Genomic DNA, 14,698 nt, shown 5'->3' with positions numbered 1-14,698 from the left:
TATGTAAGACCCCTTGAAGACGACGAGGTAGATAGGTTCGGGGTGGAAGCACGGTAACGTGTGGAGCTGACGAATACTAATCGGTCGAGGGCTTATCCAATCATCTGCCATACGAGGTATGGTCAGATATGCAGTATACTTGCTCGTTACACGCATCGTTTCGTATCTAGTTTTCAAGGAACAAACAAGATTGTTCTTGATCTTGGAGAGATACCCAAGTGGCTCAAGGGGACCCTCTGCTAAGGGGTTAGACTGCGTAAGTGGTGCGAGGGTTCGAATCCCTCTCTCTCCGTATCGTGGCGGCGTAGCTCAGCTGGCTAGAGCGTACGGTTCATACCCGTAAGGTCGGGGGTTCGATCCCCTCTGCCGCTACCATATTTATTTTTAAATGGTTCGACCTGCTTCATAAAGATGGAGGCTTAGCTCAGCTGGGAGAGCATCTGCCTTACAAGCAGAGGGTCGGCGGTTCGATCCCGTCAGCCTCCACCATCAATATGCCGTTGTAGCTCAATTGGTAGAGCAACTGACTTGTAATCAGTAGGTTGGGGGTTCAAGTCCTCTCGACGGCACCATGTTTTACTTAATGCGGAGCCGTGGTGTAGAGGCCTAACATGCCTGCCTGTCACGCAGGAGACCGCGGGTTCGAATCCCGTCGGCTCCGCCATTTTTTTTCATAGCCTGTCTCGAAACAGGACAAACTAATTACATATGGCTCGGTAGCTCAGTCGGTAGAGCAGAGGACTGAAAATCCTCGTGTCGGCGGTTCGATTCCGTCCCGAGCCACCATTGGCTTTCTAAATATTAGATTAGCCGAAACATGGAGGCTTAGCGAAGTGGCCAAACGCAGCAGACTGTAAATCTGTTCTCTGACGAGTTCGGTGGTTCGAATCCATCAGCCTCCACCATGTTTTTATGAGTCATTAGCTCAGTTGGTAGAGCACCTGACTTTTAATCAGGGTGTCGTAGGTTCGAGTCCTACATGACTCATGTTTTTATAATCGAAATTTGCAGACCTCTTCGGAGGTCTTTTTTTTATTCCATTTTATACTGTGATCTTGAAGACCATGGATCAATCAGAAAAAAGCGGCCCGGTTTGGACCGCCTGCTCCAAGCAAGCACGCAGTAAGCAGCATCTGTAGATCGCCCTCGCACCTTCGACTAACGTTCCGACTACCTGCCGCCACATTAATTACTTCTTCATTTTCTCCGCTACAGACTTCAGCTTCTGCGCGATAGAGCCTGATTTATCTCTCCGGTCATCAAGTTTGATGGATGTCGAAACCCGCTGAGCACCGTGAGAGAAAGGAACCTCATGAAGCCGGCGTATGACGTTCATCAGGTCGTCCAGCGATCCTTCGATGATCGTGCTCATGGCCGTCATTTCATAATGAATCGGCTCTTCGGCCTGTTCCAATACTTGCTGTATATCGGCAACATATTGACTTAAGCTGGTCGTATTCGTGCCTATAGGGATAATCGTTAGTTCGGCAATAGCCATTTCGTGCGCCTCCTGGTTCTTTAGTACATCTACATTTACATACCTCTATTGTACTGGTTGTATAGACATGCTTCAAACGAAAAAAGCCTCTTACCCTGTCAGATAGAGATCCAAGGCAAGAGGGAGTGAAAAGCCGGAACCGCACTATAAGACTAGCCTACAATTCAAGCCGTGTAGCTTTGCTCTTGATGTAATCGGCGGTTCGGGCTGCAAGAGCCATGACCGTGTTGGTAGGGTTGCCTCCACCGGAAGTGACGAAGATGCTGGCGTCGCAAACAAACAAGTTCGGGATATCGTGTGTTTGCCCGTAAGAGTTGACGACGGAGGTGGCCGGGTCATTGCCCATCCTGCAGCCGCCCATCAAGTGTGCCGTATCGGGTACGACGATTTCCGGTTTGCCCCCTGCCGCTTCAAGAATGGCGCTCATTTGGTCTACGGCGTGACGTATTAAGCGCTGATCATTCTCACAGTAGCTGAACGTCACTTTTGCACGAGGAAGTCCGTATTGATCCTTTTCCTCGCTCAGCGCAATGGAGTTGTCCGGATTCGGCAGCACTTCGCCAACCATCGTTACTCGGCCGTAGTAGTTGTAGTCTAGCATCGTACTACGAAGTCGTGCGCCCCATATCGGTGTATTGGAGGAACGGGTAACCCCGGCAGCAAAACCAACCGGTCTGGCGCCATGGGCATGAAGCGTATAGCCTCTTACAAAATCGCGGTCGGCCGACGTTTCATAAAAGTCCTGCGTACTCGCCAATACGGGAGTTCCTTTATATAAACGGATCTCCTCGTTGAATTTGGCGTAAACATCTTGACTGCTGTGCGTCATGAATGCTTTACCAACCCAGCCGCTGCTGTTGGCGAGCCCGTCAGGAAACCGGGAGTTTGCCGAATTCAGCAGCAGACGCGGCGTTTCCACTACATAGGCGGAGACGATCACTAGCCGAGCACGCTGCTCGTAAGTCTGTCCTTGGTGGATAAACGTGACGCCGGTTGCCAATCCGCTGTCATTCGTTAATATTTGCGTCACCATACAATCGCCGAGCACTTCGGCTCCGGCCTGGACCGCTTTCGGGATATGAACGATGAGCGTGCTGAATTTGGCGTTGGGCATGCAGCCTTGATTGCAGAAGCCCCTGTTAATGCAAGGAGGGCGATCTTCAAAAGGCGCGGATAAAATGGCAAGCGGAGTCACGACAGAACGGATGCCGAGCTGCTCGCAGCCTTTTTGGAAAACGAAGGCGTTGGGGCTTAAAGGATCTCGTTCCGGATACGGGTAAGGTCCATGGAAGCTACCCCATGGAAAATGCTTCGGCCCGGATACGGCAATTTCTTTTTCAACTTTATCGTAGTAGGGGGCCAGGTCTTCGTAGCGGATCGGCCAATCGTCCGCAACGCCGTCACGGGTTTTGGCAGCAAAGTCCGACTCATGGAAGCGAAGAAAAACGCCGGTGAAATGAACCGTGCCCCCGCCTACCCCTTTGCCCGAGTTGTTATGTCCCATCTGCAGTGGATCTTGTCCATCGACAATCCGGGTGTCCTGCCAGCCCAGTCGCTGCATGGATAGTTCGTCGCTCGCGAAATCGCGCTGCGGATCAAGATGAGGCCCTGCATCCAGCACGACAACGCTCATTCCGGCTTCACTCAGCTCTTTGGCCAGAACGCCTCCGGCCGCACCGGCACCAACAATGACCACATCAACTTCTTCTCCTTCGTATTTACGCTTCATACTTCGGCTTCGCCTCCCAAGGGTCCAATTGTCCGGGATGCATCCGCACATACCCACGAGGGTATGCGGGACCGCCGTATCCGATCTCGGACCATATGCGCGGATGGGAATAATACGCTTCCGTCGTTAAGGTGAGCAGCTTGCGGAAGAACGCTTCCTGCGGTACCGTTTTCCAGACTTCGAAAGGTGTCGCTTCGCCGGAGCTGATAGCGGTCATGATCTCGAGCCGGCGCTCATCCTCCAAATGAAAAAAACGCTCGGTATAAAGCAGCTGGCACGAATCGTCCAATGCTTCCAAACCGGATTTCACGAGAACCGATGAAGGAGGGAGGCCTTGTTTTCTTTCGCTTTCGACTCCCGAGGAGAGGCTGCGATCCAGATGCTCTATGACGTATTGAATAATTTCCCCTCTATCGTCGTCCATGAGCAAGCTGCACCATATCCGCAAAGTTTCCGCTTCCACCACCGTAAGTGACAAGTAATCTCCGCCCGTATGCAGCCGTTCATTGACGATAGTGCGGGTATGAGGATCCCATTCATGCTGTGCGGCCATTACGTCGTAGGTTGGATAATAAGTGTCTTTATTCATCCGGCTACCTCCAGTACATAACTATCAAGCCCAGAGCGCACATCGCAATAAACAAAACCGGCATAATAACGGGAGGTCCGACTAAGAAGTTACGCATGGTCCAGCCCCCGACACGCACACCGACCCCATGGAAATGGTAGTAGAATCCTGCGGATCCAATCAAGACTCCGACCCACATCAAGCCGGTGAACAGCCAAACAAGCCAGCCGGCATGAACCATGGCTAGAGCCAGACCGGTTACGCTGAACAGCGGCGATGCTATGATAGGCGCCCACATGGATTTGTGGTGGAAATTTTGGCGGTAATGCGATAAGGTGACCTGTACCCATATGGCAAAAAAGGCGATTGCGACGAACAGTATGATCATTCGATCCAGCGTCCATTGTGTCCAATGCATGGTACAACCTCCGTAGGTTCATTTTGGCGGGCTTTGAGGCTTTTGAAGCACTTGCGGATAGGTGAGCGAGCCAAACGGCATGACAGCCAATTTGACGGCTTTATTGGTCAATGCCAAATGAAAGGCGGATTGCAGGTTTTCGGCTGGAATGAAGCCCAGTAGCTCAACGATCGGCCGCGGAATAGATGAATGCAAATAGACCGTGTGACGCGACAATACGTCGTCCAGATGAAGGAGCTTGTGCGCTCCGAGCTGAAACTGCTGCTTCAGCTTATCAACCGCCCGCTTGCGGTCCCTCATCGTCTCTACCCATAGCGAGAGTGTCCCGTTACCCATCATTTCTGCACATTCCGCCGCCATCAAAATCGTCCCTCCGGGCTTCGTAATAGCGGAAGCATTGCGCAGCGCTTTAATGGACTGGTACATCTGCATATCCTTCGGATGGCCTCCGGGAGAAACGACGGTTACATCATAATCGGTCTGCGACGGTACGATAAACCGGGCTGCCGCCTTGTCGATAGCGGTTCGATGCGCCTGGACCACGTGGCCTGCTACTGCCTCCAAAATGTGCTGTTTATGGTTAACGATCACATTGAGCATAAAATCGATGTTAATAAACCGGAGAGCCTCTGCCATGTCGCGATGTACGGGATTATCGGTCTCACCAGGCACCGTTCTGCCGTTCATGGACAAGCTGTGATTATGCTGGATGCACCGTTCAGAAGCAATTCCCGGGATGATGGCCTTGACGCCTCCCGACACGCCTGCCATCGCATGGGGCTCGATGTTGCCCGTAACGATCCGCAGATCGGCCTCTACCGCGATCCGGTTGATTTCGACGGGAGTGCCGGCTGACGTCGTACCGAGATAAATGCAATCTTCCGCGGCAGCGCTATGGTTAAGGACACGGACGCGCGTGTATACCCGTGCTCCGACCAGCCGTTCCATTTCCTGTGGCGTATGCTGGCGGTGCATCCCTAACGCAATCAGAATGGTAATGGCATCGTCGTGAACTCCCCCTTGGTTCAGCTCATCCAGCAGAAGAGGGAGAATGATGTGGCTTGGACACAGTCTCGTTCCATCGCTGATCATAATTACAGCGTGCTTCTTTCCGCGGGCGAGCTCACGCAATGGAGGGGTCCCGTACGGGCGGTTCAACGTATCGCGAATGCGGGTGAGAGAGACCGATTCATCTCCGTCATTTTCGTTCATGCGGTAATTGACGACATCGTAGGGCTGTGTATCAGGAATATCCAGAGGAACGGTGCCCGTGCCGTAAGGTATGTAAAAAATTGCGGCTCCTCCTCCATGAAATGATGAACACGAACAGTTCAATTATTTCCATTAGCCTGCGAAATATCCTAGAAAGCCGGGAGCCGGCAGGAGGTCATTTTTACCACAGGCATTGGATTATAATCCAGGATAAAGACGAGAGGATAGGAGCTTTGCGGAAGCAAAAGGTGGGAATATGCATAGATGCATTTGATTTTGTTGGTTTTATGACGCAGATTTTTTTGTTATGATAAAAATATACAGATAAATTCATAACGTTGGGAGCTCGGGAATGGATTGGGAACCGTTGAGGCAGCAGCTGGAACATATTTTGCAAGTACCTGTTAGGTTGTCGAAATGGACATGGGAGCAGTGGCTGAGAGAGGCGGATACCGAAGCGAAAGGCAAAGGCGCACCGCCCAAAAGCTTGAGCAACGACCAGCAGGTCGTCTTTTTAGTCCATAAAGAAGCGCAAGAAGCGCTTGTACTGACCGTCGAAGCCGGCGGACTGACTGCATCGGAACGTCAACTTGTAGAATTGATGCTGGAGTCGAGACGAGTCCAGGACAAGAAGCCTGCCGTATCTGTCAGCGAGGAAGAACGAAAAGTCGGAATGGTTCGCGACTGGTTCAAGCAGCAGCAGGATGTGGGGCTGTCCAATGCGGAGATGCCGGATACGCTCGTTTCTCAGCTGTCGCTTTATACGACGAAAATTCCGCTTCTGCTCTATGGCGATTATTCGCAATCCCGCAAAGTAAGCTATCAGGAGCTGAAGAAGCTTCTCGAATCGTTCTTCGAAGCCGAAATCATCCTTATTCCTTTAATGGATAAAGAGTGGCTCATTCTCGGCTCGGAGAAAATGCTGTCGATGGACGGCGCGGACGAGAAGGAGTATGGCGAAGAGGATAGTCTGGAGGATACGCTCGCCGCGATAGGGTACGGGCTGCATGAAATGCTGGAGAACGAATGGGTCGGAGAGTGCCATTTGGCCATCCACTATCCTATCATTCCGTCCAAATCGCTCTACGCGACGGTGCTGCAGCTTAGAGAGACGATGATGCTGGGCCGAACATACCATATGGGTAACAATATGCATCTTCCCTGGATGCTGCAGCTGGAGAAGCTTATCAATCTGATCCCCGAAGCGGAAAAAACAAATTTCCTCGAACGGGTACTGAAGCGGCTCGATGTTGCGCTCGATACGGAGACGATGACGACGCTGGAGCAATTTTTTCAGCTCGACTGCAACGTCAGCGAAACCGCGAAGAAGCTGTATATTCACCGCAATACGCTGTTATACAGACTGGACAAGTTCAAGCAGGAGACGGGACTCGACGTCCGCACATTTAACGATGCCGTGTTGGTGAAGATTGCATTGCTATTGTACAAAGTAACGAAAAGAAAGTAATTTTTTTGTGAAGATTGTGCATAGTCACATATCCGATCCTACGGTAAGATAACAGTATAACATTGATACTAATTCGTAGGGGGAATAAAACCATGGCAGGTGTACGTTTAAACCACATCGTTAAAAGATACGCAGGTGCTGAAGAAGCGACAGTGAAAGATTTTCATCTTGAAATCAAAGATAAAGAGTTTTTGGTTCTTGTAGGCGCATCCGGTTGCGGTAAGTCCACAACTCTTCGTATGATTGCAGGCTTGGAAGAAATCACTGAAGGCGAGCTTTACATTGGCGACCGTTTGGTAAACGACGTTGCACCTAAAGACCGCGACATCGCGATGGTTTTCCAATCTTACGCATTGTATCCGCATATGAACGTGTATCAAAACATGGCTTTCGGTTTGAAGCTTCGTAAGTTCAAGAAAGCCGACATCGACGCTCGCGTACGCGAAGCTGCCAAAATCCTTGATATCGAACATTTGCTGGATCGTAAGCCAAAAGCTCTTTCCGGTGGTCAACGCCAACGTGTTGCCTTGGGCCGTGCGATCGTTCGTGAGCCGCAAGTGTTCCTGATGGACGAACCTTTGTCCAACTTGGATGCCAAATTGCGCGTACAAATGCGTGCTGAGATCAGCAAGCTGCACAAGCGTCTTGAAACTACAATCATCTACGTAACGCATGACCAAACAGAAGCAATGACCATGGGTGACCGTATCGTCGTTATGGACAAAGGGATCATTCAACAAGCGGCTACTCCGGAAGAAATCTACAACTATCCGTTGAACATGTTCGTTGCAGGCTTTATCGGATCTCCTTCCATGAACTTTGTTACAGGTTCTTTGGCAGATCAAGGCGGCAGCGTATACTTCAAATCGAATGGCGTTAACGTTGAGCTGCCTGAAGGCAAAGCAAAAGTGCTTCGCGAAAAAGGCTATGTAGGTAAAGAAGTCATTATGGGCGTTCGTCCTGAAGATTTCCACGAAGAGCCAGTATTCCTGGAAGCTTCCCCTAACACAATCGTGAATGCTCACATCGAGGTTTCCGAGAACTTGGGTCACGAAATGTTCTTGTACCTGAACGGTATCGGCAAAAACAGCGTAGTGGCTCGTGTTGACGGCCGCGCTGGCTTCAAAGAAGGCACAAACGTAAAATTGGCGATCGACATGAACAAAGTTCACTTCTTCGATCAACAAACTACGTTGTCCATCCTTGCTAACTAATTGAAAATAATCGAGGCCAGTCATTGCGACTGGCCTTTTTTGCGTTCAGGGCAAGCTTTACGGAAGGGATGATTGCAGTGCATTGCATGTAAAACAGAGGTTGCAGGAGCATTGATCCTTCTTCTGCCGCTCAACAGCTTGTTGAGGTTTAAGCAAAAAGACAAGACAAAGACAACGGACAAAACTGACCGATGGTCAATTATATCCGTTGTCACGGTGAATTAGCGCGAAGGGTGGTACATCATCAGGTGTCTGCTCTAGAGCTGCCTTCGTTTCATCAGGAGAGCCCGAACAGGCGGACAAGCAGGTAGCCCAGAGCGGACAGCAGCACCGAGCCGATAAAGCCGGCGGCGAAAGATCTCATACCCAGCCTGCGAAAGGCGGCAAGATCGACGTTCAGCCCGAGACCGGCCATGGCCATGGCAATGAGCATGTAAGCAGCGGTGACGAAGCTGTCGGCGGCAGCGGGAGGAATGATCCCGAGTGAGTGGATCGCGCTTACGGCCAGAAATCCCACAATAAACCAGGGGATAGGGATCGATCTCCAGGAGGCTTTGTTCGCGCCTTCCTGTGCCGCGGCTTTGGTACGGTTGGCCCAGATGCCGATGATAATAGCGACAGGGACCAGCAGAGCGACCCTCGTCAGCTTAACGATAACCGCCATATCCACGGCTGCTTGGCCTCCCGGAGCGGAGGCTGCAATGACATGAGCGATCTCGTGAAGCGTGGCGCCGGAAAATATTCCGTAGCCTAGCGGTGATAAACCAAGAACCGGGAACAGAAGCGTGTAGATCAATGTGAACAAGGTTCCCAGAATCGCAACCGTGGCGGCGCCGATGGCGGTTTCGTCATCTTTGGCTTTGATCTGCGGTGCAATGGCCACTACGGCCGCAGCGCCGCATATAGCCGTGCCGCAGGCGGTCAGGATGCCGAGCCGCTGCTCTACCTTAAATAATCGGGTCAGTCCATATACAACCGATAATGTAAAAGCGATGACAACGATAGCCATGATCATGATCTTGGGTCCGGCATGGACGATATCCATCAGGTTCAGTCTCATCCCTAGCAAAATGATTCCGGCACGCAGCAGCTTTTTGCTGGAAAAGCCGGCTCCTGCCGCGACTTTATCCGGAACGCCGATAGCCGCGCTCCAAAGGATGCCGATAAGAATGGCAATAACGAGCTGCCCCATAATGCTTAACAGCGGGATATAGGCCAGCCATTTGGCCGTCAGGGCAATTAGCAAAGTCAGGCCGATCCCCATAGAGAAGCCGAGGTGCCTTTTGTTCTTGCTATGTGCAGGAAGTGCTTGAGTGTGGCTCATGCTCCTATCCGCTCCTTTTTAAAAGAATTTAGTTATTAGAATTGCTTTGCTTAACGCCAATATAAAATGAAGCGGAAGAAAAGTGAAATACCGATATGCTATCCGAACTATTACAAATCATTATGATTGGGCGTCTGACGGCCGGGATTGTTTGCAAACTTTGAAAAGGATACAATGGGTTACAACAAGAGGGATAGAGGAATAGCGGGGTCAAGGGAGCATGGTCGTTGATACACTGAAAGTATTTGTTGCCGTAGTGGAGCAGAGCAACTTCTCCAGAGCGGCGGAATTGTTGAATTTATCCCAGCCGGGAGTGAGCCTGCATATCCGGAATTTGGAGAACGAATTTGGCGTAAAACTGATCCATCGTTCCTCCAAGCATGTGAAGATGACCGAAGCGGGAGAGATTTTATACAAAAAAGCTAAGCAAATGCTTGCGCTATACGAATCGGCGAAGGAGGAAATATTCCTGCTGCGCGACGAAGTGACAGGGACGATCAAGGTCGGGGCCAGCTTTACGATCGGGGAATATATACTGCCTCATGTATTGGCGGAGTTCGCGAAGCAATATCCGCATATCGATCTGAACGTGACGATAGCGAATACCGAAGAAATCGCCCGCGGCGTTCATTCGAATGAGCTGGATATCGGTCTGGTGGAGGGCGAAGTCGACTTCCCTGAGCTCGTGGTCCAGCCGCCGTTCATGGAGGACCAGATGGTGCTGGTTGCGCAGGCGCATCACCCTCTGTGCAGCCGCAAGAGCATCGAGCTGTCTGCGCTGCATGATCAGGTATGGGTGATGAGAGAGAGCGGGTCCGGAACGAGGGCGTTCAGCGATCAATTTATTGCCGAATCGGCCATAAGGGTGAAGCGGTCTTTTGTATTCAACAGCAGCCAGGGCGTTAAGGAAGCCGTAGCGGCAGGACTCGGGATAGCGATCCTATCCAGGCTGGTCATCCGCAAGGAGCTGGAATCCGGGGAGTTATGCAGCATTCCGGTGAAGGATAGCCGATTTACAAGAGACTTTCTTATATTGCAGGATAAGAAGCCGGCCGCAGAAACGATGGCGGTCAAAATGTTCGTTCAAAAGCTGAAGCAATTTAAAATGACGTAAAGAAACAGGCCGAAATGTCAACGGTTGGTTGATTTATCGTTCGTTTTTTTATACGATGGGATTATTGGGAAAAACGAAGGAGACGGAGCAGAGATGGCTAGAAAAGTGAAAGTGTCTGACCTGGTTCAAGAATTTCATCTCGAAGTTATATGCGGCGACTCGGGTCTTAAGCGTCCGATTACGGTAGCCGATTTGTACCGGCCTGGCTTGGCCATGGCGGGTTATTACGAGTTTCATCCTACGGAGCGGGTGCAAATACTCGGGAAAACGGAGCTGACGTTCTTCGACGGCCTTTCGTCGGATGAACGGATGGACCGGATGAAGAAGCTGTGCGCTCCCGAGGATACGCCTTGTATACTGGTGAGCCGCGGACTGGACATTCCTATAGAGCTGCTTGCTGCAGCCAACGATTACAACATCCCGGTGCTGCGCACCAAAACATCGACGACGATTCTGGCCAGCCGGATCACCGGATTTCTCGAGAATAAGCTGGCTCCGTCGACAACGATTCACGGCGTATTGGTCGATGTATACGGGATCGGCATGCTGATCTCGGGAAGCAGCGGAATCGGGAAAAGCGAGACGGCGCTGGAGCTGGTCAAGCGCGGTCACCGGCTCATTGCCGATGATGCGGTGGAAATCCGGCAAACGGCGGACCACGTTCTGATCGGGAACGCGCCGGAGCTGATCCGTCACCTGCTGGAAATCCGCGGCGTAGGTATCATTAACGTAATGACGCTGTTTGGTGCGGGGGCCGTCCGCAATGTGAAGAAAATTTCCGTCGTCGTCAAGCTGGAGACATGGCAGCAGGATAAGCAGTATGACCGCCTGGGGCTGGACGAAGAAACGACGAGAATCATCGATACAGACATTCCGCTTGTGACGATTCCGGTTCGTCCGGGCCGTAACTTGGCGGTAATTATCGAGGTAGCTGCGATGAACTACAGATTGAAGCGGATGGGGTACAATGCCGCGCTGCAGTTCACGAACAAGCTGACCGAATCGCTGTCTGAAGATATTGACGACATGGAATAAGAGGAATGCGGGAGCGTGACGCTCAAAGGAGGAACTTCATGTTTTTGGCTATCGATCCGATTGCGTTCGGAATCGGACCTTTGCAAGTGCACTGGTACGGTATCATTCTGGGAACCGCCGCTTTGGTCGGCTTACTGCTGGCAATTCAAGAGGGAAAGCGCTTCGGGATGAATCCCGACTTCTTCATGGATTTGGTGCTGATCGGCGTCCCCTCGGCCATCATTGGGGCAAGAATATATTATGTAGCATTCAAATGGGAAGATTATAAAGACAATTTATCCGAAGTGTTTAAAGTGTGGCATGGCGGCATCGCCATCTATGGCGCCCTGATCGGGGCCATTATCGCGGCATTGATCTATGTCCGCAAAAAGGGCTACTCTTTTTGGCGGATTGCCGATATCTGTGCGCCCGGCTTAATTGTGGGACAAGCGATCGGCCGGTGGGGCAACTTTATGAATCAGGAGGCGCACGGCGGGCCGGTAAGCGAAGCGTTCCTTCGCAACTCGCTGCATCTTCCCGATTTTATCGTCAATCAGATGTATATCGACGGTGAGTACTATCATCCGACCTTTCTGTACGAATCGCTCTGGAATATCGTAGGGCTGCTGCTGCTGTTCGTGCTGCGTCGCAGAACGTTCCTGCGGGCGGGCGAGCTGTTCATGAGCTATTTTATATGGTATTCGATCGGCCGCTTCTTCATTGAAGCTTTGAGAACGGACAGTCTGGACTTCACGGGTCCGGAATGGCTGGCATCTTTGCTGCATGGACTGTGGGCGCCGATGCATTGGTTAGGCTTTGAAGCGGGCGCTATGACTTATGGAGGTAATATAAGAATCTCGCAGCTGCTCGCTGTGCTGATCGTCATTGCTGCTTTCGTATTGATCGCAATCCGCAGAAAGACCGGGGCCGCTTCGGTACGCTATTCCGATCCAATCGAGCGTCTGAAGCCGAACGAGCCGATTGGCGCAAATGCGGCGGGCGATCAAGGGAACAACGGCAGCTCTGCTTCTGCAGCGGCAGGAGATACAGAGAACTCGGCCAACAAGGAACATCCGCAAACGTAATACAACAGGCCTTTCATTGGATACAACTACAGCATGAAAAGGAGCTTACAATATGTTGGATACGGTGTTGTTTGATTTGGACGGAACGATTGTCGATACGAACGAGCTGATCATTCAGTCGTTTCTCCACACCTTCGAAGGGGTGACCCAGGAGCCTGTAACTCGCGAGCATATTATTCCGAATATGGGAAGACCGCTTGTCGAGCAAATGAAGTTTTTTACCGGCAGAGATGTAGTGGACGATCTGGTGCAAAAATACCGCAAGTATAACGTGGAGCACCACGATGCGCTTGTAAAGGAATTTCCGCATGTCCGCGAGACGCTGCAAAAACTGCACGAAGCAGGAATCAAATTGGGCGTAGTAACAAGCAAGGTACGGTTGACGACCGAGATGGGTCTGAAGCTGACCGGATTGTTCGACTATTTCGGAACGATCGTGACGGTGGACGACGTAGAGCGGCCGAAGCCGGATCCGGAAGGAATAATCAAAGCGTTGAAGCAGCTCGGCTCCACACCGGATCAAGCGATGATGGTGGGCGACAGCCATTACGACGTGGAAGCCGCACATAATGCGGGAATCCCTTCGGCTGCCGTGGCATGGTCCATGAAAGGCGTCGAATACTTGAAGCAGTACAATCCTACCTATATCATCAATGATATAAGAGAAATTCTCCCTATTGCTGGAGTCGAGGGGATATCGATTGAGACAAACGGATAAGTTTCCGGTCGAAGGGCCGAATTCGCTGTGGCAAATGTACCGTACGGTCAGCTTCTGGAAAGCGGTCCGCAATTTTATGTTTATTCAACTTACACGGTATGCACCCTTCCTGTCGTTCAAGCGCTGGATTTATCGCCATGTGCTTGGAATGAAGGTAGGGCAGCATACCTCCTTTGCGTTAATGGTCATGGTGGATGTGTTCTTTCCGGAGCGGATAGAGGTCGGCAGCAATTCCATCATCGGCTACAATACGACGATTTTGACCCACGAATACTTGATCAAGGAATACCGCATCGGTACGGTTCGTATCGGTTCGAATGTGATGATCGGCGCCAATTCGACGATTTTGCCCGGTGTTACGATCGGCGACCATGCGGTCGTGGGAGCAGGCTCGGTCGTGCATAAGGACGTGGCGCCGTACAGCTTCGTAGCGGGCAATCCGCTGCGTGTCATTCGTGAGGACGTTAGAACGGATGATTCGAAAGCGGGAACCTAGGGATGCGGCGTGAAGCCGACAGAATTATGAAATGAAGGGCAGGGGAGCCTCGTTGAAATTCAGACCGTGTATTGATCTTCACCAAGGAAAAGTAAAGCAAATAGTAGGCGAAACATTAAATGCGGGACGACAGGGCGAAGGGGTTGTAGAAAACTTCGTCTCGGAGCACGATTCGGCGTACTATGCCGATATGTTCAAACGGGACGGGTTAACGGGCGGCCACGTCATCATGCTGGGCGGCGGCAATGAAGAAGCGGCAATAAAAGCGCTGCGGCAATACGAGGGCGGCTTGCAAATCGGCGGGGGGATCAACGCGGATAACGCATCGTCTTATTTGGAGCAGGGCGCGTCCCATGTCATAGTGACCTCCTACATCTTCCGGGACGGCGAGCTGAATACGGAGAACATGAACAAGATCGTTTCCGAGGTAGGGAAGGATCGTCTCGTTATCGATTTGAGCTGCAAAGAGAAGGACGGCAAATGGTACGTCGTGACCAACCAGTGGAAGACGTTCAGCAATTTCGAGGTGACGTTGGACAATATCCGTTACCTGGAGCAGTATTGTGATGAATTCCTGGTTCATGCCGTGGATGTGGAAGGCAAGCAATCCGGCATTCAACAAAGCCTAGTCCGCCATTTGGCGAATGGTGTGACCATTCCGACCACTTATGCAGGCGGAGCACGGTCTATGGAGGACTTGGAGCTGTTCCGTACACTAGGACAAGACAAGCTGGATATTACCGTCGGCAGCGCGCTGGATATTTTCGGAGGCAAGCTTCCTTACCGTGATGTCGTAGCTTATTGCAGCGGAAGAGCTTAAGGCTGAGGCTGTATAGGAGA

General features: G+C 51.4%; 14 protein-coding genes, 8 tRNA genes and 1 rRNA gene. 17 read left to right on the top strand and 6 right to left on the bottom strand.

From position 1 onward, the window contains the following. From ACFQ88_RS29845 to ACFQ88_RS29805, 9 genes are all read left to right on the top strand, one after another. Positions 1-100: ribosomal RNA gene (locus ACFQ88_RS29845) — 23S ribosomal RNA — on the top strand; the annotation flags it as partial. A 104-nt stretch (positions 101-204) separates the two neighbouring features. Then, positions 205-292, top strand: a tRNA-Ser gene (locus tag ACFQ88_RS29840). Positions 293-298: 6 nt separating this feature from the next. Continuing rightward, positions 299-375 (top strand) — tRNA-Met (locus ACFQ88_RS29835). Between the two features lie 38 nt (positions 376-413). Then, a tRNA-Val gene (locus ACFQ88_RS29830) sits at positions 414-489 on the top strand. Positions 490-496: 7 nt separating this feature from the next. After that, positions 497-572, top strand: a tRNA-Thr gene (locus ACFQ88_RS29825). 15 nt (positions 573-587) lie between these two features. After that, a tRNA-Asp gene (locus tag ACFQ88_RS29820) sits at positions 588-664 on the top strand. A 46-nt stretch (positions 665-710) separates the two neighbouring features. Further along, a tRNA-Phe gene (locus ACFQ88_RS29815) sits at positions 711-786 on the top strand. 33 nt (positions 787-819) lie between these two features. Next, positions 820-905 (top strand) — tRNA-Tyr (locus ACFQ88_RS29810). A 9-nt stretch (positions 906-914) separates the two neighbouring features. Next, a tRNA-Lys gene (locus ACFQ88_RS29805) sits at positions 915-987 on the top strand. Positions 988-1,189: 202 nt separating this feature from the next. Here ACFQ88_RS29805 and ACFQ88_RS29800 read toward each other — a convergent pair. The 5 genes from ACFQ88_RS29800 to ACFQ88_RS29780 all read right to left on the bottom strand — a co-directional run bounded on the left by ACFQ88_RS29800 (position 1,190) and on the right by ACFQ88_RS29780 (position 5,548). Further along, a complete protein-coding gene (locus ACFQ88_RS29800; RefSeq protein WP_379460056.1) occupies positions 1,190-1,498 on the bottom strand; it encodes an MTH1187 family thiamine-binding protein in 309 nt (102 codons plus the stop codon). A 157-nt stretch (positions 1,499-1,655) separates the two neighbouring features. Continuing rightward, positions 1,656-3,227, bottom strand: a complete 1,572-nt coding sequence (locus ACFQ88_RS29795) for a GMC family oxidoreductase (protein WP_379460054.1) — start codon at positions 3,225-3,227, stop codon at positions 1,656-1,658. Further along, complete coding sequence (locus ACFQ88_RS29790; RefSeq protein WP_379460052.1) at positions 3,217-3,816, bottom strand: gluconate 2-dehydrogenase subunit 3 family protein; 600 nt, start codon at positions 3,814-3,816, stop codon at positions 3,217-3,219. The genes ACFQ88_RS29795 and ACFQ88_RS29790 overlap by 11 nt, the downstream gene beginning before the upstream one ends. 4 nt (positions 3,817-3,820) lie before the next feature. Next, entirely contained in the window at positions 3,821-4,213 is a 393-nt protein-coding gene (locus ACFQ88_RS29785) for a hypothetical protein (protein ID WP_239630387.1), read from the bottom strand. 18 nt (positions 4,214-4,231) lie between these two features. Then, complete coding sequence (locus ACFQ88_RS29780) at positions 4,232-5,548, bottom strand: nickel-dependent lactate racemase family protein (RefSeq protein ID WP_379460049.1); 1,317 nt, start codon at positions 5,546-5,548, stop codon at positions 4,232-4,234. 229 nt (positions 5,549-5,777) lie between these two features. Between ACFQ88_RS29780 and ACFQ88_RS29775 the strand changes: the two genes are divergently transcribed. Continuing rightward, positions 5,778-6,893, top strand: coding sequence for a PucR family transcriptional regulator (locus ACFQ88_RS29775; protein ID WP_379460047.1), 1,116 nt, complete (start codon positions 5,778-5,780; stop codon positions 6,891-6,893). A 92-nt stretch (positions 6,894-6,985) separates the two neighbouring features. Beyond that, positions 6,986-8,107: an ABC transporter ATP-binding protein gene (locus tag ACFQ88_RS29770; RefSeq protein ID WP_239630384.1), complete on the top strand. Its 1,122-nt coding sequence runs from the start codon at positions 6,986-6,988 to the stop codon at positions 8,105-8,107. A 277-nt stretch (positions 8,108-8,384) separates the two neighbouring features. Here ACFQ88_RS29770 and ACFQ88_RS29765 read toward each other — a convergent pair whose 3' ends face one another. Beyond that, the gene (locus tag ACFQ88_RS29765) at positions 8,385-9,431 is read right to left on the bottom strand and encodes a YeiH family protein (RefSeq protein WP_379460044.1); all 1,047 of its coding nucleotides are present in this window, start codon (positions 9,429-9,431) and stop codon (positions 8,385-8,387) included. Positions 9,432-9,651: 220 nt separating this feature from the next. Here ACFQ88_RS29765 and ACFQ88_RS29760 point away from each other — a divergent pair, with 220 nt between their 5' ends. From ACFQ88_RS29760 to hisA, 6 genes are all read left to right on the top strand, one after another. Further along, positions 9,652-10,545 carry a LysR family transcriptional regulator gene (locus ACFQ88_RS29760; RefSeq protein ID WP_379460042.1) on the top strand — a complete coding sequence of 298 codons (894 nt, stop codon included), beginning with the start codon at positions 9,652-9,654 and terminating at the stop codon, positions 10,543-10,545. A 93-nt stretch (positions 10,546-10,638) separates the two neighbouring features. Then, entirely contained in the window at positions 10,639-11,580 is a 942-nt protein-coding gene (gene hprK / locus ACFQ88_RS29755; RefSeq protein ID WP_239630381.1) for an HPr(Ser) kinase/phosphatase, read from the top strand. A 38-nt stretch (positions 11,581-11,618) separates the two neighbouring features. After that, the gene (lgt, locus tag ACFQ88_RS29750) at positions 11,619-12,644 is read left to right on the top strand and encodes a prolipoprotein diacylglyceryl transferase (RefSeq protein WP_379460040.1); all 1,026 of its coding nucleotides are present in this window, start codon (positions 11,619-11,621) and stop codon (positions 12,642-12,644) included. A gap of 52 nt (positions 12,645-12,696) precedes the next feature. Beyond that, a complete protein-coding gene (ppaX, locus tag ACFQ88_RS29745; protein WP_379460038.1) occupies positions 12,697-13,362 on the top strand; it encodes a pyrophosphatase PpaX in 666 nt (221 codons plus the stop codon). Further along, the gene (locus ACFQ88_RS29740) at positions 13,346-13,858 is read left to right on the top strand and encodes an acyltransferase (RefSeq protein WP_379460036.1); all 513 of its coding nucleotides are present in this window, start codon (positions 13,346-13,348) and stop codon (positions 13,856-13,858) included. Before ppaX ends, ACFQ88_RS29740 begins: the two co-directional genes overlap by 17 nt. A gap of 52 nt (positions 13,859-13,910) precedes the next feature. Continuing rightward, positions 13,911-14,678 (top strand): phosphoribosylformimino-5-aminoimidazole carboxamide ribotide isomerase, encoded by a 768-nt coding sequence (gene hisA / locus ACFQ88_RS29735; RefSeq protein ID WP_379460034.1) that lies wholly within the window; start codon positions 13,911-13,913, stop codon positions 14,676-14,678. Positions 14,679-14,698: the final 20 nt, after the last annotated feature.

Origin of the sequence: Paenibacillus sp. NPDC056579, assembly GCF_042793215.1 — a bacterium.
Lineage (GTDB): Bacteria > Bacillota > Bacilli > Paenibacillales > NBRC-103111 > Paenibacillus_S.
This window is presented reverse-complemented; position numbering and strand designations above follow the sequence as displayed.

What these genes read in the sequence shown, in the direction of transcription:
- ACFQ88_RS29800 (WP_379460056.1), bottom strand. Translation starts at nt 1,498, where the DNA reads ATGGCTATTGCCGAACTAACGATTATCCCTATAGGCACGAATACGACC.
- ACFQ88_RS29775 (WP_379460047.1), top strand. Translation starts at nt 5,778, where the DNA reads ATGGATTGGGAACCGTTGAGGCAGCAGCTGGAACATATTTTGCAAGTA.
- ACFQ88_RS29785 (WP_239630387.1), bottom strand. Translation starts at nt 4,213, where the DNA reads ATGCATTGGACACAATGGACGCTGGATCGAATGATCATACTGTTCGTC.
- ACFQ88_RS29790 (WP_379460052.1), bottom strand. Translation starts at nt 3,816, where the DNA reads ATGAATAAAGACACTTATTATCCAACCTACGACGTAATGGCCGCACAG.
- hprK (WP_239630381.1), top strand. Translation starts at nt 10,639, where the DNA reads ATGGCTAGAAAAGTGAAAGTGTCTGACCTGGTTCAAGAATTTCATCTC.
- ACFQ88_RS29765 (WP_379460044.1), bottom strand. Translation starts at nt 9,431, where the DNA reads ATGAGCCACACTCAAGCACTTCCTGCACATAGCAAGAACAAAAGGCAC.
- ACFQ88_RS29795 (WP_379460054.1), bottom strand. Translation starts at nt 3,227, where the DNA reads ATGAAGCGTAAATACGAAGGAGAAGAAGTTGATGTGGTCATTGTTGGT.
- ACFQ88_RS29760 (WP_379460042.1), top strand. Translation starts at nt 9,652, where the DNA reads ATGGTCGTTGATACACTGAAAGTATTTGTTGCCGTAGTGGAGCAGAGC.
- ACFQ88_RS29770 (WP_239630384.1), top strand. Translation starts at nt 6,986, where the DNA reads ATGGCAGGTGTACGTTTAAACCACATCGTTAAAAGATACGCAGGTGCT.
- ppaX (WP_379460038.1), top strand. Translation starts at nt 12,697, where the DNA reads ATGTTGGATACGGTGTTGTTTGATTTGGACGGAACGATTGTCGATACG.
- lgt (WP_379460040.1), top strand. Translation starts at nt 11,619, where the DNA reads ATGTTTTTGGCTATCGATCCGATTGCGTTCGGAATCGGACCTTTGCAA.